This is a genomic window from Streptomyces sp. NPDC040622 (genome assembly GCF_055593965.1).
Map to the genome: position 1 here is coordinate 65,129 of NZ_JBVIXD010000011.1, position 26,428 is coordinate 91,556.

Here is a 26,428-nt window from a genome sequence, read left to right on the forward strand (position 1 = left end):
GGTGTCTATGCCGTCCAACTGAGGAGAGGAGCTGCCATGGCAGCCATTCTAACGGGCCCTCGCAACTACTTATCTGTGCCTGCGCCGCCGCTGCCGCCCCGCTCGGCGTCCCCGTTCCCCAGCGGAGTGCGGCCCGGAACGATTCTCCCGTAGTCGTCCACCGCGATGACCTGGGACGTCCAGGACGCGCCGGGGCCGGCGCAGGGCTGGGCGACCAGGAGGGCGCCGCCGCGCCGCAGTGAGCGGGCCGGTGCGAAGGCGCAGCCGGGACGGGCGGGCAGCACCCAGCGCAGGTCGCCGTCGGCGGCCCGGTAGGCGGTGACGCGGTGCGGGGTGACGACGGCCAGCATGCGGGCGTCCGGGGTGAGCGGCTGCAGGACGCCGGCGCCGCCGCGCGCGGCCGGGGTGCGCAGCCAGTCGGCGCTGCCGGGGATCGCGCGGTGCCAGCGCACGGAGCCCCCGTCGGCGCGCACGGTGTCGGTGACCAGGCCGTCGCTCCAGAGCGCGACGGCGTGCCCCGGGGCGGCCAGGAGCGTCACGGGACGGCGTCCTTCGCGCGTGTACGTCCAGCGGGGGCTGCCGCTGCGTGTGTCGTACGCCTCGACCGCCGGGCCCCTCGTGCGCACCGCGGGGTCGGCGCCAAGGACGCCGTTCACGCGCGCGTGGACGGTGAGGTGGTCTCCGTAGGGGGCGGGCCGCGAGTGGTGGGCGGCGGTGACGAGCGGCAGGGCGAGCACGGCGAGGGCGACGGGCAGCGCGATGCGGGTGCGACGGAAGGCGGACGCAGTGACGGGCGCGGGGGCGGGCGTGGGGGCGGTCCCGGCGCGCGGTGCGGTCGTCCCGTGCGGCGGGGCGGCCGTGTCGAGCGGCAGAGCTGACATGACGCCCCCTTCGGTACCACGGCCCACGGATCAGGCGCAGAGCGTAGCCGCGGGGGTCGGGGCTGCCGCCGTGCGGCGGGGCGACACGGCGCGGCGCGCGCTCCGTGTCCCCCGTTCGGACCTCCGTCCGGGGCCCGGCGGAGGACGGCATATCAGGATGAAGTGGCCGGTGCTCCGGTGCGGGGCGACGTGTGTCGTCCCGGATGCGCGGCAGAGGGGTGCGCCCATGCAGTTCGACGACGACGCCAACCTGGACACCTCGGAGGTGCAGGATGTGCGCGGCAGTCGGATCCCCGGCGGCCGGGCGACCGTGGGCGGCGGCATCGCCGGTCTGATCGCGCTGCTCCTGGGGCTCTTCTTCGGAGTGGGCCCCGACCAGCTGGGCCTGTCCTCCGGCAACGACGAGCCCGCGGCCTCCTCCTCGTCCGCCGCGGCGGTCCAGCAGAGCTGCCGGACGGGCCGGGACGCGAACAGCAAGGAGGACTGCCGCATGGTGGCGGTGGTCAACAGCGTCCAGGACTACTGGCGCCCCGAGTTCCAGCGCCGGGGGGCGGGGTACTCGCCCGCCCCGACCGTCCTGTTCACCGGCCGCGTGGGCACCGCCTGCGGCACCGCCACGTCGGCGGTCGGCCCCTTCTACTGCCCCGGTGACAAGAAGGTCTATCTGGACCTGGGCTTCTTCGACGAGCTGCGGACCAAGTTCGGCTCCTCGGGCGGGCCCTTCGCGCAGGCGTACGTGGTGGCCCACGAGTACGGGCACCACGTGCAGAACCTGATGGGGACCCTGCGGCGCTCCCAGGACGGGCGCACGGGCCGCGACAGCAACGCCGTGAAGGTCGAGCTGCAGGCCGACTGCTACGCGGGGGTCTGGGCTCGGCACGCGACCCGCAGCCCCGACGAGCGCACGGGCAGGCCGCTGATCAGCAGCCTCGACGACAACGACATCCGCGACGGCCTGGACGCGGCGGCGGCCGTCGGCGACGACCGCATCCAGGAGAAGTTCCAGGGCCGCGTCACCCCGGAGTCCTGGACCCACGGCTCGGCCGAACAGCGCCAGCAGTGGTTCTACCAGGGCTACCGCACCGGCGACATGGGCCAGTGCAACACCTTCCGCTGAGCCTCGGCACGGATCCGATCGGAGTGAACGGCATGGCAGACGACAACGGCGGACGGCCGAGCATCTACCCGAGCCTGCTGTACGCGGACGCGAAGGCCGCGGTCCGGCAGCTGACGGAGGCCTTCGGCTTCACCGAGATCAGCGTGTACGAGGGCGAGGACGGCCGGATCGTGCACGCCGAACTGGCCCAGGGCAACGGCGCGGTGATGCTCGGCTCCCGGGACACGGGCAGCGCCTTCGACCGGGCGATGCGGGGCGCGGGGCCGTGCGGCGTGTACATCGTCGTGGACGACGTCGACGCCCATCACCGGCGGGCGAAGGAGCACGGCGCGGAGATCCTGCTGCCGCCGACCGACCAGGACTACGGCTCACGGGACTACATGGCCCGGGACGCCGAGGGCAACGTGTGGAGCTTCGGCACGTACGCCCCCGACCCGCACGGCACCGGGGCGCGGGGCTGAGACGGGAGCCGGGGCGCGGGAGCGCTCCCCCGCCCCGGCGTCACTCCCCGCCGGTGTGCACCTGGAAGGCCGCGCGGCGCACGGCCTTGGCGAGCGCCGGGTCGGGGTGGGCGGCCGCGAGGGCGACGAGCACCTGGACGGTGCGGGGGTGCCCGACGCGGCGCACCTCGTCGAGGAGGGTGGGCACGGTGGGCTGGACCGCCGACTCCAGGTGTCTGATGAGGAGCGGGGCCTCGCCGTGGTCCGCGACGGCCGCCGCGGTGTCGACCCACAGCCAGGTGGACTCCTCGCGGGTCAGCACCAGGTGGACGTCCTCGGGGTCGGCGCCCTCCTGCTCGGCGAGCCAGAGCAGGGCGTAGGCGCGCAGCGAGGGCTCCTCGAGGACGGCCCTGACCTCCGCCTCGGCGGGTGCGCCGACCACGCGCAGGGCCTCGAAGGCCAGGCCGCGCAGCAGCGCGTCCTCGCCCCGCGCGGCGGTGAGGAGGTCGGTGACGGCGCTGCCGACGGGGCGGGCGGCGAGCCAGGCGCGGTACTCGGCGCGGGCCGCGTTGGGCCGCAGGCGGACGCAGCCGCGCAGCATGTCCTCGGCGGACTGCTCGATGTGTCCCGCGGGGCTCTGTGCGGCGACGCAGATCTGCTCCAGCTTGACCCAGACCGCCCAGCTGCCGAGCGGGGTGAGGGTGACCTGCCCGTCGGCGCGGGTCAGCGCGCCGACCGTGGCGAGGCCCTGCAGCGCCCACTCCAGGAGGTCGGGGAGCGGGGCCTCCTGCGGGCAGTCGGCGGGGGCGGTCGGCTCCGGCTGGGGGCCGTAGGGGATCTCGCAGCGTTCGGTGCGCAGTTCCGTGACGCGCTGGTCGAGGAGGTCGAGCAGTTGCGGCACGGGGACGGGGCCCGCCGAAAGCTGCAGGAGGGAGAGGACCTGCGGCATGGCCTCGACGCACTCGGCGACGGCCGCGGGGGCGAGCTCGTCCGGCGCCGGGTGGGCCAGCGACCAGGCGTCGAAGAGGGCGACCCAGCCGCGCAGTACGGCGCTGTCGTCGCGGTTCCAGGCGCGCAGCCGCCAGCCGGGGCGTGCGCTGTCGCCGTGCACCTCGATGAGGCCCGCGAGGCGCGCGGTGTCCCAGTCGGCACGGATCTGATCGACGGTCAGGCCCAGCTCGGTGGCGGCCCGTTCGGCGGTCGCGTCGGAGAGGGTGCCCTTGCCGTCGGGGGTCGCGTCGGCACGGCGGGGGCCCGGGCGCAGGGCCGCGTCGGCCCAGCGGGCGACCCGGGCGGCGTCGGCGAGGCCGGCGCGTGCCGCGCGGGCCAGTTCCGCGGGAGCGGGTGTGCCCTCGGGTGGCCGGGGCGCGGGGCGGCGCGTGCGGCGGCTGCCCACCGCGCCGGGCGCGGCAGAGAGGGGGCGTGCTGCGTCGCGCCTGGCCTCTCCTCGCTCCTCGGCCTTCGGGTAGGGCGCGTGGACAAGTCGGAGCCTGGAGTCGCGCGGGGTACGGGACGTCACGGGAACAGTCTTCCTGTTGACGGTCCGAAAACCCAAACGGAATGGGGACGCGGGCGGTGGGGGCGCGCGGCACGGGGCGTACGCAAGGGGGTTCGAAGGGTCACATCAGCGGGGTGAGGAAGCGGCGCAGCGCCTCTTCGTAGCCGGCCGGGTCGGCGTTCCACATGGCGCCGTGCGGCGCGTCCGGCACCGCGTGCAACGTGACCAGCTCCGGGCGCTGTTCGGCCAGCCGACGGGAGAGCGCCCAGGGCGCGACGGCATCACCCGGGCCGTGCACGAGGAGGGTCGGGACGCGCAGCGCGTCCGGGTCGGACGCCGCGAGGATCCGGTCGCCCCGCAGCCCGGTGCGCCCCTGGGCCGCACGGACCGCAAGCGGAAGGAGCGGCCCGGGGGTGCGGCGGGCACCGGCGAGGGCGCGCAGGGTGGTCTCCCAGCTGAGGACCGGGGAGTCGAGGACGAGACCGCTGACGCGCTCGCGCAGCGCGGAGTGCGCGGCGGCGTGCAGGCACATGGCGGCGCCGGTGGACCAGCCGTGCAGGACGACGCGTTCGGCGCCGTGGCGCACCGCGTAGCGGATGGCGGCGTCCAGGTCGCGCCACTCCGACTCACCGAGGTGGCCGAGGCCGTCCGGGGAGCGGGGCGCGCCGAGGTCGCCGCGGTAGGCGAGGTCGAGGACGGGCAGGCGCAGGCGGTGCAGGAAGTCCATGACGACCATGGGGTGTTCGCGGGTGGTGCCCAGGCCGTGCACGGTGATGACCCAGGTGTCGCGGGCGCCGGGCACGAACCAGGCGGGCAGGCCGCCGAGTTCGCCGGGGATGTCCACGTCGGCGTGGTCCAGGCCGAGCGCGGCGCGCGGGTCCCCGATGTGGACCTGCGGGGTGAGCCAGACGCGGGCGCCGGGTTCCAGGGAGCCGTGGGTGACGGCTTCGAGGCGGCGTACGACCGTGTCCGCCTCGTGCGGGGCGGACTCCAGGACGGGCCCGACGACCGCGTGGGTGCCGTTGCCGCTCAGGCCGTATCTGCCGGGGCGCAGGCTGGCGAGGGCGCGGGTGAGGCTGATCTGGCCGGCGGCCGTGGCGTGCACGGTCAGGCGCGGTTCGGTGGGCAGCGGGCGGCCCGGGGGTGCCTTCAGGGCGGCGTCGCTGGCGAAGCGGCCCGCCGCGACGGCGGCCGCGGCCGTCCCCAGGGCGGCTGTTACTGCGGTGACGGCCGCTGCCGTCGCTTTGGCTGGGCGCACCGTCCCAGTGTCCGGGGGCGAGGGCCGCGGGGCCAGTGGGCGGTGTCCTCGGGGTGATGCGGGCGTCAGCCCGCAGGCTGGCCGTAGCCCCGCAGTTTCTCCTCCGCTTCGCGCAACTGGGCCGGGGACAGCAGGGTCGGGGTGTGGCCCGGCACGGCGCTGGCCGTGAGCCAGAGGCGGGACATCCATTCCAGCTGGGCCGTGCGGTCGTACGCCTGGGAGAGGCTGTTCCCGTAGGTGACGGTGCCGTGGTTGCGCAGGAGGCATCCCGTGCGTTCGCGCAGGGCGTGCAGCATGTTCTCGGCCAGCTCCTGCGTGCCGTAGAGCGCGTACGGGGCGACGCGGGCCGGGCCGCCGAGGACGCCGGTCATGTAGTGGACGGCGGGGAGCTCCTTGACCAGCATCGAGACGGCGGTGGCGTGCACCGCGTGGGTGTGCACCACCGCCGCCGCGTCCGTGGCGCGGTAGATCGCGAGGTGCATGGGCAGTTCGCTGGTCGGGGAGAGGTCGCCGAAGAGCTGGCGGCCGTCGAGGCCGACGCCGACCGCGTCCTCGGGCCGCAGCCGGTCGTAGGGGACCCCGCTCGGGGTGACGAGGACGGTGCCGCCGACCCGTGCGGAGACGTTGCCCGAGGTGCCGACGACCAGGCCGTCCCGCACCGTCCTGACGGCCGTGTCGACCAGCTCGTCCCAGGCCCGCGCGATCGCGTCCCGTGCCGCGCCGCCGTCGCCGGCCTCGTCGCCGCCGCCACCGCCACCGTGCTGCCGCTGCTCAGTCATGCGGTGATCCTGTCAGCCGGGCGTCACGCGCAGTAGGGCGGCGACCCGCCGGGTGATCAGGATCTCTTCGGCGGGTCGGCGGCCCGGCCGGAGGGGGTGCCGCGCGGGGGTCCCCTCCGGATGGCGGAACCCGACACTCCGCCCAGTTTGCGGGCCCCGCGCCACCCCTCCGTACGATCGTCGTCAGACACCTGGTGAGGACGGAATCAGGTCACTCCGCTTCGGGTCACCGCACCGCCCGGCCCAGTTCACTTTCCGTTCACTCGGGTTGCCTACGTTCCACATGCCACTGACGTCCAACAGAAGCCTGGGTAAATGGAACACATCACGCTTCTCCTCGGGATCGTGATCGTTACCGCTCTCGTGTTCGATTTCACGAACGGTTTCCACGACACTGCCAACGCGATGGCGACGACCATCTCGACCGGCGCCCTGAAGCCCAAGACGGCGGTGGCCATGTCCGCCGTGCTCAACCTCGTCGGCGCCTTCCTCTCCGTAGAGGTCGCCAAGACGATCTCCGGCGGCATCGTCAACGAGGACGGCCTCAAGACAGAGGTCATATTCGCCGCGCTCGTCGGCGCGATTCTCTGGAATCTCCTGACCTGGCTGGTGGGCCTGCCCTCCAGCTCCTCCCACGCGCTCTTCGGCGGCCTCATCGGTGCCGCCGTCATGTCGATGGGCTGGTCGTCGATCAACGGCGGCACCGTCGTCACCAAGATCCTGATCCCGGCCCTCGCCGCGCCCCTGGTGGCCGGTCTCGCCGCGATGGTGGCCACGCGCCTGACGTACCGCATCGGCCGCGACACCGACACCAAGGCCACCGCGAAGGGCTACCGCGCAGGGCAGATCGCCTCCGCGGGCCTGGTCTCGCTGGCCCACGGCACCAACGACGCGCAGAAGACCATGGGCATCATCACCCTCGCCCTGGTCACCGGCGGTGTCCTGAACCCCGGCGCGAACCCCCCGATGTGGGTCATCGTCTCGGCCGGTGTGGCCATCGCGCTCGGCACCTACCTGGGTGGCTGGCGCATCATCCGCACCATGGGCAAGGGCCTCACCGACCTCCAGCCGCAGCAGGGCTTCGCCGCCCAGACCAGCGCCGCGACGGTCATCCTGGCCTCCTCGCACCTGGGCTTCTCGCTCTCCACCACCCAGTCCTGCTCCGGCGCCGTGATGGGCGCGGGCCTCGGCCGCAAGGGCGGCGTGGTCCGCTGGTCGACCGCGACCCGGATGTTCGTCGCCTGGGGCCTGACCCTGCCGGCCGCCGGTCTGGTCGGCGCGGGCGCCGAGTTCCTCACCAAGCAGGGTCCCTGGGGCATCGCGGCCACCGCCGTGCTCCTGGTCGCGGGCTCCACCGTGATCTACGTGCTCTCGCGGCGCGACGCCATCGACCACACCAACGTCACCGACGACGAGATCCGTCCCGGTGCCGTCCCCGCGGCGCCCGCCGAGCCCGCGGGCGTCGTGACCACCGCGATCGCCGCCGTCTCCCCGCCCCCGGTGGGCATGATGGCCGCCTCGCCCGTCCCGCCGGTCCCCGACGGGTCCGTCAAGGCCACCGTCTCGGCCCCGACCACGACCACCACCGGCGCCATGGCGGACCCCGCCCGGCCCGCGACGGTGTAAGGACAGATCAGCATGAGCATCGACTGGGCAGCTCTCGGCTCCGTCTTCGGAGTCAGCCTCGCGGTCACGGTGGCCCTGGTGGGCCTCTTCACCCTCGGCGTCGTCGGCCTCTCCAAGCAGGAGACGGCGGCCGCGTCCCACGGCGGTTCCGCCGCCATGGCGCGCACCGGCGCGTACGCCTGCTTCGCGCTGTGCGCGGCGGCGGTGGCGTACGGGATCTATCTGATCGTCGCCTGACACCGGCTTGTCCCGGGTGGGGCGCGGAGCGTGCGAACGCTCCGCGCCCCATCGTTGTGTGCGGGTGCCCACGGGCCCGTGTGTGGGGCCCAACACACTCTCCCGCCGCAGGTCAACGGCGAGTTGACGGGCGTTCGCGGGCCGTGGTGGACTGCCGGGGCCAACTACGGCGGCAGCAGAGGAAGCCGGTGCGAATCCGGCGCGGTCCCGCCACTGTCACCGGGGAGAACCTCCCCGTGAGCCAGGAACTCTCGCCACCGCATCACGTCGAACCAGGGCGCGGACACCCTGAGTGAGGACATATCGCCATGCGCGGCCGCCCGGTGCCGGTTCCCTTTCTGAGTACGCGTTCCCTCCTCAGCGAAGCGACGGGCTGAGAGCGTGCGTGCCGACCGCGTCTTCGCGTACGGCGCCGCCGCCGGCCTCCTCGGCGACCTGCTGCTCGGCGACCCCCGCCGCGGCCATCCGGTCGCCGCCTTCGGGCGCGCGGCGGGCGCCGTCGAACGAGCCCTGTGGCGCGACCACCGCGGGTGGGGCGCGCTGCACACCGCGGTGTGCGCCGGGGGCGCGGCGGGTGCCGCCGCCCTCGCCTCCCGCCTCGTACACCGCTCGCCCGCCGGCTCCGTGGCGCTGACCGCCGCCGCGACCTGGGCGGTGGTCGGCGGCACCTCGCTGGGGCGCGAGGCGCGGGCGATCGGCGGGGCGCTGGCGGCCGGGGACGTCGAGGTCGCGCGGGAGCGCCTGCCGCATCTGTGCGGGCGGGACCCGCAGGCACTGGACGCCGACGGCATCGCGCGGGCCGTCGTGGAGTCCGTCGCCGAGAACACGTCCGACGCGGTCGTCGGAGCGCTCGTGTGGGGCGCGCTGGGCGGGGTGCCCGGCCTCGTCGCCTTCCGTGCCGTGAACACGCTGGACGCGATGGTGGGGCACAAGTCGCCCCGGTACCGGCGCTACGGGTGGGCCTCGGCCCGGCTCGACGACGTGTTCGGGTGGCCGGGGGCGCGGCTCACCGCGGGGCTCGCGGCGCTGGCCGGGGACTCCCCCGCCGGGGCGGTGCGGGCCTGGCGCGCGGACGCCGCGAAGCACCCGAGCCCGAACGCCGGGCCCGTCGAGGCGGCCTTCGCGGGCGCGTTGGGCGTACGGCTCGGGGGGACCCTCTCGTACGGGGGCCGGGTGGAGCGCCGGCCCGTTCTGAACGCGACGGGGCGGGATGTCGGGGTGGCGGACGTCGAGCGGGCCGTGAAGCTGTCGCGGCGGGTGAGCTGGCTGGCGCTCGGCGTCGCGGTGGCCGCCCGCACGGCACTGCGGTCGAGGCGGTCAGGGAGAGACTCATGAGTGGTGGACTGCTCGTCGCGGGGACCACCTCCGACGCCGGCAAGAGCGTCGTCACCGCCGGCATCTGCCGGTGGCTGGCCCGCAAGGGAGTGTCGGTCGCGCCGTTCAAGGCGCAGAACATGTCCCTGAACTCCTTCGTCACGCGCGAGGGCGCGGAGATCGGGCGGGCCCAGGCCATGCAGGCGCAGGCCGCCCGCGTCGAGCCGAGCGCGCTGATGAACCCCGTGCTGCTCAAGCCCGGCGGCGACCGCTCCAGCCAGGTCGTGCTGATGGGCAAGCCGGTGGGCGAGATGAGCGCACGAGGGTTCTTCGGGGGGTCCGGGGGATCCGGGGGGCCGTCCCCCGGGGAGAGGCTGCACGGGGGGCGGCAGGCGGCGTTGCTCGACACCGTCGTGGGGTGCCTGGAAGAGCTCCGGTCCCGCTACGACGCCGTGATCTGCGAGGGCGCGGGCAGCCCCGCCGAGATCAACCTGCGCCGCACCGACATCGTCAACATGGGCATCGCGCGCGCCGCCCGCTTCCCCGTCCTGGTGGTCGGGGACATCGACCGGGGCGGGGTGTTCGCCTCGTTCTTCGGGACGACGGCGCTGCTGAGCGAGGCCGACCAGGAACTCGTCGCCGGGTATCTGGTGAACAAGTTCCGCGGCGACGTCTCGCTGCTCGAACCAGGGCTCGACATGCTGCTCGGGCTCACCGGGCGGCGCACGTACGGCGTGCTGCCGTTCCAGCACGGGCTCGGCATCGACGAGGAGGACGGCCTGCGGGTCTCCCTGCGCGGTGCCGTGCGGGAGTCCGTGGTGGCCCCGCCGGTCGGCGCGGACGTGCTGCGGGTCGCCGTCTGTGCCCTACCGCTGATGTCCAACTTCACGGACGTGGACGCGCTGGCCGCCGAGCCGGGCGTCGTCGTGCGGTTCGTGGACCGGGCCGAGGAACTCGTCGACGCCGACCTCGTGGTGGTGCCGGGGACCCGCGGGACCGTACGGGCCCTGGCGTGGCTGCGTGAGCGCGGGCTCGCCGACGCCCTGGCGCGGCGCGCCGCGCAGGGGCGGCCCGTGCTCGGGATCTGCGGCGGCTTCCAGGTGCTCGGCGAGCACATCGAGGACGACGTCGAGTCACGGGCCGGATCCGTGGACGGGCTCGGACTGCTGCCGGTGCGGGTGCGGTTCGCCCGCGAGAAGACCCTCGCCCGACCGGTGGGCGAGGCCCTCGGCGAGCCGGTCGAGGGGTACGAGATCCATCACGGCGTGGCCGAGGTGACGGGCGGCGAGCCCTTCCTGGACGGCTGCCGGGTCGGCGAGGTGTGGGGCACGCACTGGCACGGGTCGCTGGAGAGCGACGCGTTCCGGCGCCGGTTCCTCACCGAGGTCGCCCGCGCGGCCGGGCGCCGCTTCGTGCCCGCGCCCGACACCAGCTTCGCCGCGCTGCGCGAGCAACAGCTCGACCTGCTCGGCGACCTGATCGAAGAACACGCGGACACGGACGCGCTGTTGGGCCTGATCGAGAAGGGCGCGCCGGCCGGCCTGCCGTTCATCGCGCCCGGTGCGCCGTCCTGAGCCCCCTCGGGGGCACCGGGCACGGTCCCGCACCGCACCACCACGAACGCTTCAAGGAGGCTCTGTGACCACCCCGTATCCGTTCACCGCCCTCGTCGGGCAGGACGACCTGCGGCTCGCGCTGTTGCTGAACGCCGTATCGCCCGCCGTGGGCGGTGTGCTCGTGCGGGGGGAGAAGGGCACCGCCAAGTCCACCGCCGTGCGCGCGCTCTCCGCGCTGCTGCCCGAGGTGCCGGTCGTCGCCGGCTGCCGCTTCTCCTGCGACCCGGCCGCCGCCGACCCGAACTGCCCCGACGGCCCCCACGAGTCGGGCGGCGCCACGGCGCGCCCCGCGCGGATGGTCGAACTGCCCGTCGGCGCCTCCGAGGACCGGCTCGTCGGCGCCCTGGACATCGAGCGGGCGCTCGCGGAGGGCGTGAAGGCCTTCGAGCCCGGACTGCTCGCCGACGCGCACCGCGGGATCCTGTACGTGGACGAGGTCAACCTCCTCCACGACCACCTGGTCGACCTGCTCCTGGACGCGGCCGCGATGGGCGCCTCCTACGTGGAGCGCGAAGGGGTGTCCGTCCGGCACGCCGCCCGCTTCCTGCTCGTCGGCACGATGAACCCCGAAGAGGGCGAGCTGCGGCCGCAGTTGCTCGACCGGTTCGGTCTCACCGTCGAGGTGGCCGCGTCCCGGGAGACCGACCAGCGCGTCGAGGTCGTGCGGCGGCGGCTCGCGTACGACGACGACTCCGAGGGCTTCGCGGGACGCTGGGCCGACGAGGAGGCCGCGCTGCGCGACCGGGTGGTGGCCGCGCGCGCACTGCTCCCCCAGGTGGTGCTCGGCGACGCGGCGCTGCGGCAGATCGCGGCGACCTGCGCGGCGTTCGAGGTCGACGGGATGCGCGCGGACATCGTGATGGCGCGGACCGCGACGGCGCTGGCCGCGTGGTCGGGACGCACCGACGTGGCGAGCGAGGACGTGCGCCGGGCCGCGCTGCTCGCGCTGCCGCACCGCAGGCGCCGCAACCCCTTCGACGCGCCGGGCCTGGACGAGGACAAGCTCGACGAGGCGCTGGACCAGGCGCGCGAGGACGAGGAGCCCGAGCCTCCCGAGGGGCCCGAGGGCGGCGACGACCCCGACGGAGGCGGTCCCGACGGAGGCGGCGGTCAGCCGCCGGCGGACGGCCCCGACACGCCCGACTCCCCCTCCCCCGAGGTGCCCGAGCTGCCCGAGCAGAGCCAGGGCCCGGAGACCGAAGAGGCGCCGGCCCCGCAGGAGCCCGCCCCGGCCCCGGGCGGCGCGTCCGGCGAGCAGCAGGCCGTGCGGGCCGCCGAGCCGTTCCGCACCAAGACGTTGAGCGTGCCCGGCATCGGCGAGGGCGCGGCGGGCCGGCGCTCGCGGGCCAGGACCGAGCACGGCCGCACGACGGGTTCGCGCCGCCCGCAGGGTGCCCTGACCAAGCTGCACCTGGCGGCGACCGTGCACGCCGCGGCACCGCACCAGAAGGCGCGCGGGCGCTCGGGCGCCGGTCTCGTCGTACGCCGTGACGATCTGCGGCAGGCGACGCGGGAGGGGCGTGAGGGCAACCTCGTGCTGTTCGTCGTGGACGCCTCCGGGTCGATGGCGGCCCGGCAGCGGATGAGCGCCGTCAAGGGGGCCGTGCTCTCGCTGCTGCTCGACGCCTACCAGCGGCGCGACAAGGTGGGGCTCGTGACGTTCCGGGGCAAGGACGCGGAGGTGGCGCTGCCGCCGACGTCGTCGGTGGACGCGGCCGCGGCCCGCCTGGAGTCGCTGCCGACCGGCGGCCGCACTCCGCTGGCCGAGGGCCTGTTGAAGGCGCACGACGTGCTGCGGATCGAGCGGCTGCGGGACGCGGCGCGCCGCCCGCTGGTGGTCGTGGTGACGGACGGGCGGGCGACGGGCGGCGTCGAGCCGGTGGCGCGCGCGGGCCGCGCGGCGCGCCTCTTCGCGGCCGACGGGGTCGCCTCGGTGGTCGTCGACTGCGAGTCGGGCTACGTGCGCCTGGGGCTCGCGGGCCAGTTGGCGGGCGAGCTCGGCGGGACGGCCGTGACCCTCGACGAGCTGCGGGCGGACTCGATCGCCGGCCTCGTCAAGGACGTACAGGGAATCAACTCGCCTTCCAGGAGGGCCGCTTAATGCCGCAGGGACAGCCGAGCGTCGTACCGGACGACGGACTCACGACGCGCCAGCGCCGCAACCGCCCGCTCGTCTTCGTCCACACGGGCATCGGCAAGGGCAAGTCGACCGCCGCGTTCGGACTCGCGCTGCGCGCCTGGAATCAGGGGTGGCCGATCGGCGTCTTCCAGTTCGTGAAGTCGGCGAAGTGGAAGGTCGGCGAGGAGAACGCGCTGAAGGTCCTCGGCGCGAGCGGCGAGGGCGGCACGGTCGACTGGCACAAGATGGGCGAGGGCTGGTCCTGGATCCAGCGGGCCCCCGCCGAGGGCGAGTTGACCAACGAGGACAAGGCCCGCGAGGGCTGGGAGCAGGTCAAGCGGGACCTCGCGCAGGAGACGTACAAGCTGTACGTCCTCGACGAGTTCGCCTACCCGATGCACTGGGGCTGGATCGACCCGGCGGAGGTCGTGGAGGTGCTGCGGAACCGGCCCGGCACCCAGCACGTCGTCATCACCGGCCGCAACGCGCCCCAGCAGCTCGTCGACTTCGCCGACCTGGTCACCGACATGTCGAAGGTCAAGCACCCGATGGACGCGGGCCAGAAGGGCCAGAGGGGCATCGAGTGGTAGCTCGCCTCGTCGTCGCGGCGCCGTCGTCGGGCAGCGGCAAGACGACCGTCGCGACGGGCCTGATGGCCGCGTTCACGGCGGCGGGGCTCGCCGTCTCCCCGCACAAGGTGGGGCCCGACTACATCGACCCCGGCTACCACGCGCTCGCCACCGGCCGCCCCGGCCGCAACCTCGACGCGTACCTGTGCGGGCCCGACCTGGTCGAGCCGCTGTTCGCGCACGGGTCCGCGGGGTGCGACCTCGCGGTGGTCGAGGGCGTGATGGGGATGTACGACGGGGCCGCCGGGCAGGGCGAGCTCGCGTCCACCGCGCACGTGGCGAAGCTGCTGCGGGCGCCGGTCGTGATGGTCGTCGACGCGTCGTCGCAGTCGCGGTCGGTGGCGGCACTGGTGCACGGCTTCGCGTCCTGGGACCCCGAGGTGCGGATCGCCGGCGTCATCCTCAACAAGGTCGGCTCCGACCGGCACGAGGCGCTGCTGCGTCAGGCCCTGGACGAGTCCGGGGTACCGGTGCTCGGCGTGCTGCGCCGTACCCCTCAAGTGCAGGCTCCTTCACGGCACTTGGGGCTCGTACCGGTGGCCGAGCGGCAGGCGGAGGCGGTGCGGTCGGTGGCGGCGCTCGCCACGCAGGTGCGGGAGGGGTGCGACCTGGACGCCCTGCTCGCCCTGGCCCGCTCGGCGCCTTCCCTGCGGGGCGGGGCGTGGGACCCCGCGACGGCGCTCGGTTCGTCACCGGCCGCGCCGGATTCGTCCTCGAGCGCCGCACGGGCCGGATCACGCGCGGCCGGACAGACGTCTCCCGTCGTCGCCGTCGCCGGCGGTGCCGCCTTCACCTTCTCCTACGCAGAGCACACCGAGCTGCTCACCGCCGCCGGGGCGGAGGTCGTCACCTTCGACCCCCTCCACGACGAGCAACTGCCGGACGGAACCGCCGGGCTGGTCGTCGGGGGCGGGTTCCCCGAGGTGTACGCGCCCGAGCTGTCCGCCAACGAGCGGCTCAGGAAGTGTGTGGCCGAACTGGCGCTCTCCGGGGCGCCCGTGGCCGCCGAATGCGCCGGGCTGCTCTACCTCTCCCGCGAACTGGACGGGAAGCCGATGTGCGGGGTGCTCGACGCCGGGGCGCGGATGTCGGGGCGTCTGACGCTCGGCTACCGCGAGGCGGTCGCCGTGTCGGACAGCGTGCTCGCGCCGGCCGGGACCCGGATGCGGGGCCACGAGTTCCACCGCACGGTCGTGGAGCCGGGCGCCGGGGCGACGCCCGCGTGGGGCCTGCACGTGCCCGAGCGGCGCGTCGAGGGGTTCGTGCAGGGCAACGTGCACGCCAGCTACCTGCACACGCACTGGGCGGGGGAGCCGGGCGTCGCGCGCCGCTTCGTCGAGCGGTGCGCGCCGTGACCCGCGCGGGCCGCTCAGCCCGCGAGGCCCACCACGAGCCAGATGAACGCCGCGCCCGCCACGGTGCACAGCAGCGTCGAGCGGGCCGGGTGGTCGTGGTGCGCCTCGGGCAGGATCTCGGCCGCCGCGAGGTACAGCAGCGCGCCGCCGAAGAAGCCGAGATAGCCGCCGAGCAGTTGCTCCGGAATGGTGAAGAGCAGGGTCGACGCGGCGCCCACCACCGGGGCCACCGCGTCCGCGAACAGCATCGCGAGGGCCTTGCGGCGGGCGTTCCCGTACAGGCTGGTGATCGTGTACGTGTTGAAGCCGTCCGCGAAGTCGTGCGCGACGACGGCGAGGGCCACGGCCACGCCCATGCCGCCGCCCACCTGGAAGGCCGCGCCGATCGCCACGCCGTCCATGACGCTGTGGCCGACCATCGCGGCGGCGGCCGTGAGGCCCACCTGGGGGACGCGCCCGTTCTCCTGCTCGTCGGCGCCGTGCGCGGCGTGCCGGCCCGCCAGGAGGTGTTCCACCAGATGGGCTACGAGGAAGCCCGCCACGAACAGCAGCAGGGCCGCCGGTACGCCGAAGACGGGCCCTCCCGCCGCCTCCAGCGCCTCCGGCAACAGGTCGAGTCCGACGACGCCGAGCATCAGGCCGCCCGCGAGCCCCAGCACGAGATGGCGCCGGTCGGTGACCCGCTGGGCAGTCCAGCCGCCCACCAGGGTCATGAGGAAGGCGCCGAGCGCCACGAACACCGCCATGGGCCCTTGCTATCCGATTGACCCCCTGCTCCGCACATCCGTCGTTCCCCCTCACCCCCTCCCCCCGTACGAAAGGACCCGCGCCATGGCCGGTGCCGGAAAGGTGACGCCCGCCGAGGACGTCGATCTCGTCGTCGGCGTCGGCGCCTGCGAGGACGCCGACGTGGCGGAGGTGCTCGGCCTGGTCCGGGACGCGCTCCGCGACGCGGGCCTCCCGCAAGGCGCGGTGGTCGCTCTCGCGACGGTCGACGTGAAGGGCGCGGAGCCGGGGATCGTCGGGGCGGCGGCACGGCTCGGGGTGCCGCTCGTGACGTACCCGGCGCGGGAGCTGGCGCGGGTGACGGTGCCGAACCCGACGGCGAGGTCACGCGCCGCGGTGGGCACGCCGTCCGTGGCGGAGGCGGCGGCGCTGCGGGGCGGCGGCGAACTCCTCGTCCCCAAGCGGAAGTCGGCCCCCGTGGGGCGGCCGCCGATGGCGACGTGTGCGATCGCGGGCCGTCCTCGGACCACCGCCCCGGCCCCTGACCTGCGGCATCACGGGGATGCCGAGGTGCGGGACGCCGGCGCGGACCTCACCGACCTGGCGGTGAACGTACGCTCCGACACTCCCCCGGCCTGGCTGAGGGAGCTGATCGCCGCGTCCCTCGACGACCTGGCGGCCTACCCCGACGCGCGGGCGGCGCGGGAGGCGGTGGCGGCACGGCACGGCCTGACGCCGGACCGCGTGCTGCTCACCGCCGGTGCGGCGGAGGCCTTCGTGCTGCTGGCCCGCTCCCTGAAGGTCCGTCAGCCCTACGTGGTGCACCCGCAGTTCACCGAGCCCGAGGCGGCGCTGCGGGACGCGGGTCACGAGGTGGGGCGGGTGCTGCTGCGGGAGGAGGACGGCTTCCGGCTTGACGCCTCGGCGGTGCCGGAGGAGGCCGACCTGGTGGTCGTCGGCAATCCCACGAACCCGACGTCCGTCCTCCACCCGGCGGCGACGCTCGCCGAACTGGCGCGCCCCGGACGGGTCCTGGTGGTCGACGAGGCGTTCATGGACGCGGTGCCGGGCGAACGGGAGGCGCTGGCGGGCCGTACGGACGTGCCCGGCCTGGTGGTGCTGCGCAGCCTCACCAAGACGTGGGGCCTCGCCGGGCTGCGGATCGGCTACGTCCTCGCCGCGCCCGACACGATCTCCGCGCTCGCCCTGGCCCAGCCGCTGTGGCCGGTGTCGACGCCGGCACTCGTCGCGGCGCGGGCGTGCGTGGGGCCCCGGGCGCTGGCGGAGGCGGGCCACGCGGCGCACCGGGCCGCCGCGGACCGCGCCCATCTCCTCGCGGGCCTCGCGGAGTTGGCCCCGGCGGGCGTCCGCGCGGCGGGCCCGGCCGAGGGGCCCTTCGTCCTGGTACGGGTACCCGGCGCGGCACAGGTCCGGGAACGGCTCCGGGCGCGGGGGTACGCGGTGCGGCGCGGCGACACGTTTCCCGGCCTGGGGCCTGACTGGATCCGGGTCGCCGTCCGGGACCGGGGGACGTCGGACCGGTTCCTCGCGGCGTTGGCCGCGGTGCTGGACGGTTAGCGGGGTGGGGTGGGCGGGGGCTCCCCCCCTGCCCAGGGGCCACGCCCCAACGGGTCGCGGACGCGTCGCGGCCCGAGGGGACGTGCCGGCGAACCAGTCGCGGTCCCGCCACCGGATCAGACAGTCAGCGCCCCCGGCCCAGGCCCCCGCTCCCCGTTACCCCCGCGACCGCCGAGCCATGGCCACCGCCCCGCCCCCGGCCACCAGCAGCACCACGGCCCCACCCGCCACGTACGGCGTCATGGAACTGCCCCCCGTCTCCGCGAGATTCGCCTCCGTGGCCTTCGGCGCGGTCTTGGGCGCCGTCTTCGCCTCGACCGGCCGCTCCGGCTCCCCCTGCGGCTTCGTCCCGTGGTCCTTCGGCGGCGTGCCCACCGGCGTCTCGCACCCCGCCCCGGCCAGCGTCACCGTGCCCGTCACCTCGGCCACGTTCAGCTTCAGCGGGTTCACGGACACCGTGAGCTCCAGCGCGGCCGCCGCGGCCGTGCGCGACGTCGTGTGCGTCTTCGACAGGTCGAGGCGCACCTCGCCGACCCCCGGCACCTTGACCTCGGTCGTGCCCCGGGTGGTGAGCGTGACCTTCTTGCCGAGCACGGTCACCGCGCCCAGCAGATTCGATTCGGCAACCGGCCGCTCCCCCGCCGCGCAGACCGCCTTCGAGGTGACCTGCTCGACCTCGACGAGGGAGAGCAACGGCAGGCCGGGCACGTGCAGCCTGGCCCGCGCGATGTTGCTGTGGCCCTGTGCCGTACCGCCCCGCACGGTCGCCCTCGCCGTGGCCACGTCGGCCCGCAGCACGCTGAACGGCCGCCCGCCGTCGACCCCGTCCACCCGGGCGGTGAGCGCGGTCTTCTCGGCGCTGGCGGGGGCCTGCACCTCGTTCAGGGCGACCTTGAGCGGGACGTTCACGGTCTTGTTGAGCAGGGAGACGTTCAGCCCGGTGCGCAGCACGACCGCGTCGGCCCGCCCGCCCTGGTAACCGGCGCCGTGCGCGGTGCCGGGGCCGTCTCCGCCGGTGGCCTGCGCGGATCCCGCGCCCGCGAGCGCCACGGGCCCGGCGGCGAGCGCCGTGGCGACGGCGACGACGGAGAGGCGGCGGGCGGGCATACGGAAGGTGTTGCTGTTCAAGGTGGTGGAACCCCCACAAGAGTCACGGGCCATCGACGGCGCACGCCACATGGGGACATCACGTGCGCGCCGATGGCGTCGCCCCGCATCGACGAAGGACGACGCGGGAATCTTTACGCACTCAGAGTGAACGGTCAGCAACCTGACGTGAGTTCACCCCAAAGGGAGGTTTCCGCCTCTGTATTCGAATCTCACGGCACACGCGTTCCCTCGCGCCACCCGGGCACCGCCCCTCCCGCGCGCGGGAGGGGACGCGAGCGCCCCCGCGGGGCACACCCAACGAACCGCACCGGCATCGCGTAACGCCCAGGTCAACCCAGCACGTTGCCGTTCAGGACGACCCGGCGCGGCGCGCCGAGCACCCGTACGTCCTGCCGGGGATCCGCGTCGTAGACCACGAGGTCCGCGGGCGCGCCCTCGGCCAGGCCGGGGCGTCCGAGCCACTCGCGCGCGCCCCATGTGGTGGCCGAGAGCGCGTCCACCGCGGGGAGGCCCGCGCGGGTCAGCTCGACGATCTCGTCGGCGACCAGGCCGTGCGCGAGCGAGCCGCCCGCGTCGGTGCCCGCGAAGATCGGGACGCCCGCGTCGTGGGCCGCGCGCACGGTGTCGTAGCGGCGCTCGTGCAGTCGGCGCATGTGGGCCGACCAGCGGGGGAACTTCTTCTCGCCACCCGCGGCGAGGTGCGGGAACGTGGCGATGTTGACCAGGGTCGGGACGATCGCGACGCCCCGCTCCGCGAACAGCGGGATGGTCTCCTCGGTCAGGCCCGTGGCGTGCTCGATGCAGTCGATGCCCGCCTCGACCAGGTCGCGCAGGGAGTCCTCGGCGAAGCAGTGGGCCGTGACGCGGGCGCCCAGACGGTGCGCCTCGGCGATCGCCGCCGCGACCTCCTCGCGGGGCCAGCAGGCCGTCAGGTCGCCGGCCTCCCGGTCGATCCAGTCGCCGACGAGCTTGACCCAGCCGTCGCCGCGCAGGGCCTCCCTGCCGACGTACTCGACGAGGTCCTCGGGCTCGATCTCATGGGCGTAGTTGCGGATGTAGCGGCGGGTGCGCGCGATGTGCCGGCCCGCACGGATGATCTTGGGGAGGTCCTCGCGGTCGTCGATCCAGCGGGTGTCCGAGGGTGATCCGGCGTCGCGGAGCAGGAGGGCGCCGATCTCGCGGTCGGTCAGGGCCTGCTTCTCGGCGGCGTCGGCGTCGACCGGGCCGTGCGCGTCCAGGCCGACGTGGCAGTGCGCGTCGACCAGGCCGGGCAGCGCCCAGCCCCGGACCGTGCGGATGTCCTGGGACGCCGTGCCGGCCGGCCGGTCGTACGTCACCCTCCCCCCGACCACCCACAGCTCGTCCCGGACGTCCTCGGGCCCGACGAGCACCCGCCCCTTCACGTGCAGCACCGCGTGATCGCTCATGGACAGCAGCTTATGAGGCACTCGAAACGCCCGGTACGGGGCCGGTCGGTACGCTCGGTGCGGCAGCCCGACGAACTCGTGAGCGAAGTGAGCAGTGACGTGAGCAGTACCGTGACGCACCCCTTTCTGGACCTGGCGCCGCTGAGCGCCCAGCACTTCGCCGCCATCGAGGCGCGGGTGGCCAGGCTGCTCGACACCGAGCAGGACGTCGTGATCATGCAGGGCGAGGCGCTGCTGCCCCTGGAGGGGTGCATCCGGGGCGCGGCGCGGCCGGGGACGACCGCGCTGAACGTGATCACCGGGCCGTACGGCCAGACCTTCGGGAACTGGCTGCGGGACTGCGGCGCGACGGTGATCGACCTCGCCGTGCCGTTCCACACCGCCGTCACCGCGGAGCAGGTGCGCCGGGCGCTCGCCGAGCACCCCGAGATCGACTTCGTTTCCCTCGTGCACGCCGAGGCCGCGACCGGCAACACGAACCCCGTCGCGGAGATCGGCGCGGTCGTGCGCGAGCACGGGGCGCTGTTCATGCTGGACGCGGTCGCCTCGGTGGCCGCCGAGCCGCTGCGGCCGGACGCGTGGGGCGTGGACCTGTGCGTGATCGGCGCGCAGAAGGCGATGGGCGGCCCCGCGGGCGTCTCAGCGGTGTCCGTGAGTGAGCGGGCCTGGCAGCGCATCGCCGCCAATCCGCAGGCGCCGCGCCGCTCCTACCTCTCACTCCTGGACTGGAAGGAGCGCTGGATCGACGGCGGCCGCAAGGCGCTGCTGCACGCGCCCGCCCAGCTGGAGATGCTGGCGCTCGAGGCGTGTGTGGAGCGCATCGAGACGGAGGGCCTTGACGCGGTGATGGCGCGGCACGCGACCGCGGCGGCCGCCACGCGCGCGGGCGCGCTCGCGCTGGGCGGGGGCCTGGAGCCGTACGTGCACGAGGCCGCGGACGCGGCGCCGGTCGCCACCACCCTGCGCACGCCGCCCGGCGTGGACGCCTCGGAGCTGGTGGCCCGGGCGCTGGCCGCGGACCCGGTGCTGCCGCTGGTCGCCGGGGGCGGCGCCCTGGCCACGGAGATGATCCGGGTCAACCACTACGGCCCGGACGCGACCCGCGGCGTCGTGCACGCCTCCCTCGCCGGCCTGGGCGCCGCGATGGGCGAGGCCGGCCGCACGGTCGACCTGGAGGCGGCCCGGCGCGCGGTGACGGACGTCTGGAGCTGAGTGCCCGCGCGTCGCGGGCGGCCCCGCCCGCGACTTGCGCCGAACCCGAGCGGCCGTCCGCGTCCCCGTGGCAATGTGCATGGCATGACCACGCTCCCGGACGGCCGCCGCGTACCGCCCCTGACCGCCGACGAGCCCACCATGCTGGCCGGTTGGCTGGACCTGCACCGCGCGACACTGGCGGTGAAGTGCGCGGGCCTCGACGACGAGCAGGCGCTGCGCGCCTCCGTCGAGCCGTCCGCGCTCTCGCTGTTCGGCCTCGTGCAGCACCTCGCGGAGGTCGAACGGAACTGGATCCAGCGGGTGTTCGCCGGGCGTGACGTGCCGTTGCTCTACGGGGAGCCGCCCGGCGGCTTCACCCTGGACCGGTCCAGGACGTTCGCCGAGGTGCTCGCGGTGTGGGAGTACGAGGTCGCCGTCAACCAGGAGATCTGCGCGGGGCGTTCGCCCGACGACACGGGACGGCTCGGCGCCGCGGAGGCCGCCGTCGTGGGCGGCGACGACGACGTCAGCCTGCGCTGGATCCTCGTTCACCTCATCGAGGAGTACGCCCGGCACAACGGCCACGCCGATCTCCTGAGGGAACGCATCGACGGGGTCACCGGATCGTGAATCCACCCCTCCGCTCCTTTACAGCGCTTTGAATTCCCGCGTACGTTCTCACGAATTATTTATAAACCCGAGCAGCACAGCTTCCCGTATTCTTCTGCCCGCTTTTCGAAGGGCTAAACACTAAGGTTTCGGAAGCATCAAACACTGCAATCCGGACGCGTTCCCAAGGAGTGACGATTCTGTGACGCACTCCACATCGCGCCCGTTTTGCGTGCTAGATCCCGCTTATATCGGCACAAATCGACAGGATCTCGTGCGGGCGCGCACCCCCGCGTGATAACACATGAAGCGCTCTCGCGTAACCCCTCCCCCCGATGCAATTCCAGGAATTGCTCGGTAAATTCACTCCGCATGACCGCTGCACAAGCCGATCTACCGACCGACCTGCAAGCGAAATTCCTAAAAATGCCGGAGGGGCTGCGACTGGACAGTCCCGCTGTCGCCGACGGCGCCGCGATCTGGCGGATCGCCCGCGACTCGAAGGTGCTCGACCTGAACTCGTCCTACAGCTATCTGCTGTGGTGCCGCGACTTCGCGGCCACGTCCGTCGTGGCCCGGGACGCCGACGGCGAGGCGGTCGGGTTCATCACCGGCTACATCCGCCCCGAACGCCCCGACGTCCTGATGGTCTGGCAGGTGGCCGTCGACCACGATCAGCGCGGCCGCGGTCTGGCCGGCGCCCTGCTCGACGGGCTGACCGCGAAGGTCGCCGAGAGCCGCGCACCGGCCATGATCGAAACGACGATCGCACCCTCGAACACCGCGTCCGAGCGGCTCTTCCTCTCCTACGCGCGTCGACACGGCGCGTCGGTCGAGCGACGGGTCCTGTTCGACGCGGGGCTCTTCCCCGACGACGGGCACGAGCCCGAGGTGCTGTACCGCATCGGTCCACTCGACCACTGATCCACTCGCTCCCCCCAGCGATGCCCGCGAGACCAGCACGACCCGCTACTCCCCCCCCCCACCTCCCACGCCTTTCCATCTCCCAGGAGATCTGCTGTGACCATCACCCAGCCCGACCTGAGCGTCTTCGAGACCCTGGAGTCGGAGGTGCGCAGCTACTGCCGCGGTTGGCCTACGGTCTTCGACCGCGCGCAGGGCAGCCGCATGTACGACGAGGACGGCCACGAGTACCTCGACTTCTTCGCCGGAGCCGGTTCGCTCAACTACGGCCACAACAACCCCGTGCTGAAGCGCGCGCTGCTCGACTACATCGAGCGCGACGGCGTCACGCACGGGCTCGACATGTCGACGACCGCGAAGCGCGCCTTCCTGGAGACCTTCCAGAACGTCATCCTGCGCCCGCGCGACCTTCCGTACAAGGTCATGTTCCCCGGCCCGACGGGCACCAACGCGGTGGAGTCGGCGCTGAAACTGGCCCGCAAGGTCAAGGGCCGCGAGTCGATCGTGTCCTTCACGAACGCCTTCCACGGCATGTCGCTCGGCTCGCTCGCCGTGACCGGCAACGCGTTCAAACGCGCCGGCGCCGGCATCCCCCTGGTGCACGGCACGCCGATGCCGTTCGACAACTACCTGGACGGCAGGACCCCCGACTTCATCTGGTTCGAGCGCCTCCTGGAGGACTCCGGCTCGGGCCTGAACACCCCCGCCGCCGTGATCGTCGAGACGGTGCAGGGCGAGGGCGGCATCAACGTGGCCCGCGCCGAGTGGCTGCGCCAGCTCGCCGACGTGTGCGAGCGCTGGGACATGCTGCTCATCGTCGACGACATCCAGATGGGCTGCGGCCGCACCGGCGCGTTCTTCTCCTTCGAGGAGGCGGGCATCACGCCGGACATCGTGACGGTGTCGAAGTCCATCAGCGGCTACGGCATGCCCATGTCGCTCTGCCTGTTCAAGCCGGAGCTCGACGTCTGGGAGCCGGGCGAGCACAACGGCACGTTCCGCGGCAACAACCCCGCGTTCGTGACGGCCGCCGCCGCCCTGGAGACGTACTGGACCGACGGCCCGGCGATGGAGAAGCAGACCCGCGCCCGCGGCGAGCAGGTCGAGCAGGCGCTGGCCGCGATCGTCGAGGAGAACCGCGCCGACATCAAGGAGTTCCGCGGCCGCGGCCTGGTCTGGGGCATGGAGTTCCTGGTCAAGGACCGGGCGAGCGCCGTGGCGAAGCGGGCCTTCGAACTGGGCCTGCTCATCGAGACCTCCGGCCCCGAGGGCGAGGTCGTCAAGCTCCTGCCGGCGCTGACGATCACCCCCGACGAGCTGGACGAGGGGCTGCGCACGCTGGCCCGCGCGGTCCGCGAGACCGCCTGAACCAGCGTCTGACCGAGCCCCGGTACCGTAAGAGAAAAGGAACCAACTCACCGTGATCGTCCGTTCGTTCAAGGACATAGAAGGCACCGATCGACACGTCAAGTCGGCCTCGGGCACCTGGGAGAGCAAGCGCATCGTGCTCGCCAAGGAGCGCGTCGGCTTCTCCGTGCACGAGACCATCCTGTACGCGGGTACGGAGACGTCGATGTGGTACGCGAACCACATCGAGGCCGTCGTCTGCACCAAGGGTGAGGCCGAGCTGACCGACGACACGACCGGCGAGAAGTACACGATCACGCCGGGCACCATGTACCTGCTCGACGGGCACGAGAAGCACACGATGCGGATCAAGGAGGACTTCCACTGCATCTGTGTCTTCAACCCGCCCGTCACGGGTCGTGAGGACCACGACGAGAACGGCGTGTACCCGCTGCTCACGGAGCCGGAGCCGACCTAGTCGGCGCGGCTGCGGCCGGCGGCATCGCGCCGCGGGGCCGCAGCACGTCCCCTGAATCTCCTCCGCCGCCCTCTTCCTCTGGGCGGCGGAGGTGTACATCCCGGAAAGGGCCGTACGAGAGGAGAGGCAGGCAACACCATGACCACCGCACCCGAACGCACCGCCGACCTGTACCCGACGCGAGGCACCGAAGAGGTCCTCATCGAGCGCAAGGACCCCGTCGTGTGGTCCGAGCCGGGTACGCCGGGGCCGATCACGGCCAACGATCTGGCGGGGTTCGAACGGGACGGTTTCCTGGCGATCGACCAGCTCATCACTCCGGACGAGGTGAACGTCTACCACGGTGAGCTCGAGCGGTTGATCGACGACCCCACGATGCGCGCGGACGAGCGCTCCATCGTGGAGCCGCGCTCCCAGGAGATCCGCACCATCTTTGAGGTGCACAAGATCAGCGAGCTGTTCGCGAAGCTCGCGGCCGACCCGAGGGTGGTGGGTCGGGCCCGGCAGATCCTGGGCTCCGACGTGTACGTCCACCAGTCCCGGATCAATGTGAAGCCGGGCTTCGGAGCCACCGGGTTCTACTGGCACTCGGACTTCGAGACCTGGCACGCGGAGGACGGCCTCCCGAACATGCGGACCGTCTCCATCTCGATCGCGCTCACCAAGAATCACGACACCAACGGCGGCCTCATGATCATGCCGGGGTCGCACAAGACGTTCCTCGGCTGCGCGGGCGCCACGCCGAAGGACAACTACAAGCGGTCGCTGCAGATGCAGGACGCGGGCATTCCGTCGGACGAGACGCTCACGCACCTGGCGTCCGACCACGGCATCCGTCTGTTCACGGGCGAGGCCGGCTCGGCGACCTGGTTCGACTGCAACGCCATGCACGGCTCGGGGGACAACATCACCCCGTACCCGCGCAGCAACGTCTTCATCGTCTTCAACAGCGTGGACAACGAAGCGGTGGAGCCGTTCTCGGCGCCGGTGCGCCGGCCCGAGTACATCGGGGCCCGGGACTTCACCCCGGTCAAGTGATCTAGCGCGTACGCGTACGCGAGTCGGCCCGGCATCCCTCAGGGGTGCCGGGCCGAGTCGTTGTCACAGCGGCAGGTAGTCCGTGTAGCCCTGCTCGGTGCCGCCGTAGTAGGTCGCCCGGTCCGGCGTGTTGTAGGGGCCCTCGGTGCGCAGGCGGGCCGGCAGGTCGGGGTTGGCGAGGAACAGCGCGCCGAAGGAGACGACGTCCGCGGTGCCGTCCTCGATCAGGGCGAGCGCCTCGTGGCCGGTGGGGCCCTCGGTCTGCGGGTTCAGGACGAAGGTGCCGCCGAAGTCCCCGCGCAGCCGGAGGGTCAGCTCGCGGGTCTCGCCGACCTCCATGACGTGCAGGTACGCGAGGCCGAGCGCGGCCAGCTCCTTGGCCAGCGCGGTGTACGCGGGCTCCGGGTCGGGCTCGACGATGCCGTTGGCGGTGTTGCCGGGCGAGACGCGGAAGCCGGTGCGGGCGGCGCCGATCTCGGCGGCGACTGCGGCGGCCACCTCGACGGCGAAGCGGATGCGGTTCTCGACGGAGCCGCCCCACTCGTCGGTGCGGTGGTTGGAGCCCGGCGCGAGGAACTGGTGGATCAGATAGCCGTTGGCGCCGTGCAGCTCGACGCCGTCGAAGCCCGCGTCGACGGCGTTGCGCGCGGCGGCGGCGAAGTCGGCGACGGTGGCGCGGACCTCGGCGCCGGTGAGCTCGCGCGGGGTGACGAAGTCCTTGGGGCCCTCGGCGGTGTAGACCTGCCCCTCGGCGGCGACGGGCGAGGGGGCGACGTTGACCAGCCCGTCGGGGAGCAGCACGGGGTGGCCGACCCGGCCCGCGTGCATGAGCTGGGCGAAGATCGTGCCGCCCGCCGCGTGCACGGCGTCGGTGACCTTGCGCCAGGCGGCGACCTGCTCGGCGGTGTGCAGGCCCGGCGTGTCGGGGTACCCCTGGCCGACCACAGAAGGCTGGATCCCCTCGGTGACGATCAGGCCGGCGGAGGCCCGCTGGGCGTAGTACTCGACGGTCAGATCCGTGACGACCCCGCCGTCACCGGCACGGCTGCGGGTCATGGGGGCCATGGCGATGCGGTTGCCGAGCTGGGTGCCGGACAGGTCGATCGAGTCGAACGCGGTGGTCATCAG

General features: G+C 73.6%; 24 protein-coding genes and 1 riboswitch. Of the genes, 16 read left to right on the forward strand and 8 right to left on the reverse strand.

The annotated features are described in order from the left end of the window. Nucleotides 1–65: 65 nt before the first annotated feature. On the reverse strand, nucleotides 66–881 hold the full coding sequence (locus ACZ592_RS30465) for a PQQ-binding-like beta-propeller repeat protein (RefSeq protein ID WP_471584891.1): 816 nt from the start codon (nucleotides 879–881) through the stop codon (nucleotides 66–68). A 226-nt stretch (nucleotides 882–1,107) separates the two neighbouring features. Here ACZ592_RS30465 and ypfJ point away from each other — a divergent pair, with 226 nt between their 5' ends. Beyond that, nucleotides 1,108–1,998, forward strand: a complete 891-nt coding sequence (ypfJ, locus tag ACZ592_RS30470; RefSeq protein ID WP_471584892.1) for a KPN_02809 family neutral zinc metallopeptidase — start codon at nucleotides 1,108–1,110, stop codon at nucleotides 1,996–1,998. A gap of 32 nt (nucleotides 1,999–2,030) precedes the next feature. After that, entirely contained in the window at nucleotides 2,031–2,459 is a 429-nt protein-coding gene (locus ACZ592_RS30475; protein ID WP_471584893.1) for a VOC family protein, read from the forward strand. Between the two features lie 40 nt (nucleotides 2,460–2,499). On the opposite strand, the gene ACZ592_RS30480 is transcribed toward ACZ592_RS30475, so the two are convergent. The 3 genes from ACZ592_RS30480 to ACZ592_RS30490 form a co-directional block, all read right to left on the reverse strand. Further along, nucleotides 2,500–3,957: a hypothetical protein gene (locus tag ACZ592_RS30480; protein WP_471584894.1), complete on the reverse strand. Its 1,458-nt coding sequence runs from the start codon at nucleotides 3,955–3,957 to the stop codon at nucleotides 2,500–2,502. Between the two features lie 100 nt (nucleotides 3,958–4,057). Next, nucleotides 4,058–5,194 (reverse strand): alpha/beta hydrolase family protein, encoded by a 1,137-nt coding sequence (locus ACZ592_RS30485; protein WP_471584895.1) that lies wholly within the window; start codon nucleotides 5,192–5,194, stop codon nucleotides 4,058–4,060. A 65-nt stretch (nucleotides 5,195–5,259) separates the two neighbouring features. Continuing rightward, entirely contained in the window at nucleotides 5,260–5,973 is a 714-nt protein-coding gene (locus ACZ592_RS30490) for a class II aldolase/adducin family protein (RefSeq protein WP_471584896.1), read from the reverse strand. Nucleotides 5,974–6,288: 315 nt separating this feature from the next. Between ACZ592_RS30490 and ACZ592_RS30495 the strand changes: the two genes are divergently transcribed. From ACZ592_RS30495 to ACZ592_RS30525, 7 genes are all read left to right on the forward strand, one after another. After that, on the forward strand, nucleotides 6,289–7,599 hold the full coding sequence (locus ACZ592_RS30495; RefSeq protein WP_471584897.1) for an inorganic phosphate transporter: 1,311 nt from the start codon (nucleotides 6,289–6,291) through the stop codon (nucleotides 7,597–7,599). Between the two features lie 12 nt (nucleotides 7,600–7,611). Continuing rightward, the gene (locus tag ACZ592_RS30500; protein ID WP_471584898.1) at nucleotides 7,612–7,836 is read left to right on the forward strand and encodes a hypothetical protein; all 225 of its coding nucleotides are present in this window, start codon (nucleotides 7,612–7,614) and stop codon (nucleotides 7,834–7,836) included. Nucleotides 7,837–7,966: 130 nt separating this feature from the next. Further along, a riboswitch (cobalamin riboswitch) is annotated at nucleotides 7,967–8,109 on the forward strand. 108 nt (nucleotides 8,110–8,217) lie between these two features. Beyond that, a complete protein-coding gene (locus ACZ592_RS30505; RefSeq protein WP_471584899.1) occupies nucleotides 8,218–9,171 on the forward strand; it encodes a cobalamin biosynthesis protein in 954 nt (317 codons plus the stop codon). Further along, on the forward strand, nucleotides 9,168–10,724 hold the full coding sequence (locus tag ACZ592_RS30510) for a cobyric acid synthase (RefSeq protein ID WP_471584900.1): 1,557 nt from the start codon (nucleotides 9,168–9,170) through the stop codon (nucleotides 10,722–10,724). Before ACZ592_RS30505 ends, ACZ592_RS30510 begins: the two co-directional genes overlap by 4 nt. 64 nt (nucleotides 10,725–10,788) lie before the next feature. Continuing rightward, entirely contained in the window at nucleotides 10,789–12,867 is a 2,079-nt protein-coding gene (locus tag ACZ592_RS30515; RefSeq protein ID WP_471584901.1) for a putative cobaltochelatase, read from the forward strand. After that, entirely contained in the window at nucleotides 12,867–13,475 is a 609-nt protein-coding gene (cobO, locus tag ACZ592_RS30520; RefSeq protein WP_471584902.1) for a cob(I)yrinic acid a,c-diamide adenosyltransferase, read from the forward strand. The genes ACZ592_RS30515 and cobO overlap by 1 nt, the downstream gene beginning before the upstream one ends. Then, nucleotides 13,469–14,869 (forward strand): cobyrinate a,c-diamide synthase, encoded by a 1,401-nt coding sequence (locus tag ACZ592_RS30525; protein WP_471584903.1) that lies wholly within the window; start codon nucleotides 13,469–13,471, stop codon nucleotides 14,867–14,869. The genes cobO and ACZ592_RS30525 overlap by 7 nt, the downstream gene beginning before the upstream one ends. A gap of 14 nt (nucleotides 14,870–14,883) precedes the next feature. Here the strand turns inward: ACZ592_RS30525 and ACZ592_RS30530 are convergent, their stop codons facing one another. Further along, nucleotides 14,884–15,615: a ZIP family metal transporter gene (locus ACZ592_RS30530; protein WP_471584904.1), complete on the reverse strand. Its 732-nt coding sequence runs from the start codon at nucleotides 15,613–15,615 to the stop codon at nucleotides 14,884–14,886. A gap of 85 nt (nucleotides 15,616–15,700) precedes the next feature. On the opposite strand from ACZ592_RS30530, the gene cobC reads away from it, so the two are divergent. Continuing rightward, on the forward strand, nucleotides 15,701–17,173 hold the full coding sequence (gene cobC / locus ACZ592_RS30535) for an Rv2231c family pyridoxal phosphate-dependent protein CobC (RefSeq protein WP_471584905.1): 1,473 nt from the start codon (nucleotides 15,701–15,703) through the stop codon (nucleotides 17,171–17,173). 156 nt (nucleotides 17,174–17,329) lie between these two features. Here cobC and ACZ592_RS30540 read toward each other — a convergent pair whose 3' ends face one another. Next, the gene (locus tag ACZ592_RS30540; RefSeq protein WP_471584906.1) at nucleotides 17,330–18,301 is read right to left on the reverse strand and encodes an SCO1860 family LAETG-anchored protein; all 972 of its coding nucleotides are present in this window, start codon (nucleotides 18,299–18,301) and stop codon (nucleotides 17,330–17,332) included. Nucleotides 18,302–18,612: 311 nt separating this feature from the next. Then, on the reverse strand, nucleotides 18,613–19,710 hold the full coding sequence (locus ACZ592_RS30545) for an amidohydrolase family protein (RefSeq protein WP_471584907.1): 1,098 nt from the start codon (nucleotides 19,708–19,710) through the stop codon (nucleotides 18,613–18,615). 111 nt (nucleotides 19,711–19,821) lie between these two features. Here ACZ592_RS30545 and ACZ592_RS30550 point away from each other — a divergent pair, with 111 nt between their 5' ends. The 6 genes from ACZ592_RS30550 to thpD all read left to right on the forward strand — a co-directional run bounded on the left by ACZ592_RS30550 (nucleotide 19,822) and on the right by thpD (nucleotide 25,300). Beyond that, entirely contained in the window at nucleotides 19,822–20,922 is a 1,101-nt protein-coding gene (locus ACZ592_RS30550) for a pyridoxal-phosphate-dependent aminotransferase family protein (RefSeq protein WP_471585100.1), read from the forward strand. 84 nt (nucleotides 20,923–21,006) lie between these two features. Continuing rightward, entirely contained in the window at nucleotides 21,007–21,534 is a 528-nt protein-coding gene (locus ACZ592_RS30555; protein ID WP_471584908.1) for a DinB family protein, read from the forward strand. 351 nt (nucleotides 21,535–21,885) lie between these two features. After that, entirely contained in the window at nucleotides 21,886–22,437 is a 552-nt protein-coding gene (gene ectA, locus ACZ592_RS30560) for a diaminobutyrate acetyltransferase (RefSeq protein ID WP_471584909.1), read from the forward strand. 96 nt (nucleotides 22,438–22,533) lie between these two features. Further along, entirely contained in the window at nucleotides 22,534–23,805 is a 1,272-nt protein-coding gene (ectB, locus tag ACZ592_RS30565; RefSeq protein ID WP_471584910.1) for a diaminobutyrate--2-oxoglutarate transaminase, read from the forward strand. A 52-nt stretch (nucleotides 23,806–23,857) separates the two neighbouring features. Further along, nucleotides 23,858–24,262 (forward strand): ectoine synthase, encoded by a 405-nt coding sequence (locus ACZ592_RS30570; protein ID WP_471584911.1) that lies wholly within the window; start codon nucleotides 23,858–23,860, stop codon nucleotides 24,260–24,262. 138 nt (nucleotides 24,263–24,400) lie between these two features. Beyond that, the gene (gene thpD / locus ACZ592_RS30575) at nucleotides 24,401–25,300 is read left to right on the forward strand and encodes an ectoine hydroxylase (protein ID WP_471584912.1); all 900 of its coding nucleotides are present in this window, start codon (nucleotides 24,401–24,403) and stop codon (nucleotides 25,298–25,300) included. 63 nt (nucleotides 25,301–25,363) lie between these two features. On the opposite strand, the gene ACZ592_RS30580 is transcribed toward thpD, so the two are convergent. Then, nucleotides 25,364–26,425 carry an alkene reductase gene (locus ACZ592_RS30580; RefSeq protein WP_471584913.1) on the reverse strand — a complete coding sequence of 354 codons (1,062 nt, stop codon included), beginning with the start codon at nucleotides 26,423–26,425 and terminating at the stop codon, nucleotides 25,364–25,366. Nucleotides 26,426–26,428 lie beyond the last annotated feature (3 nt).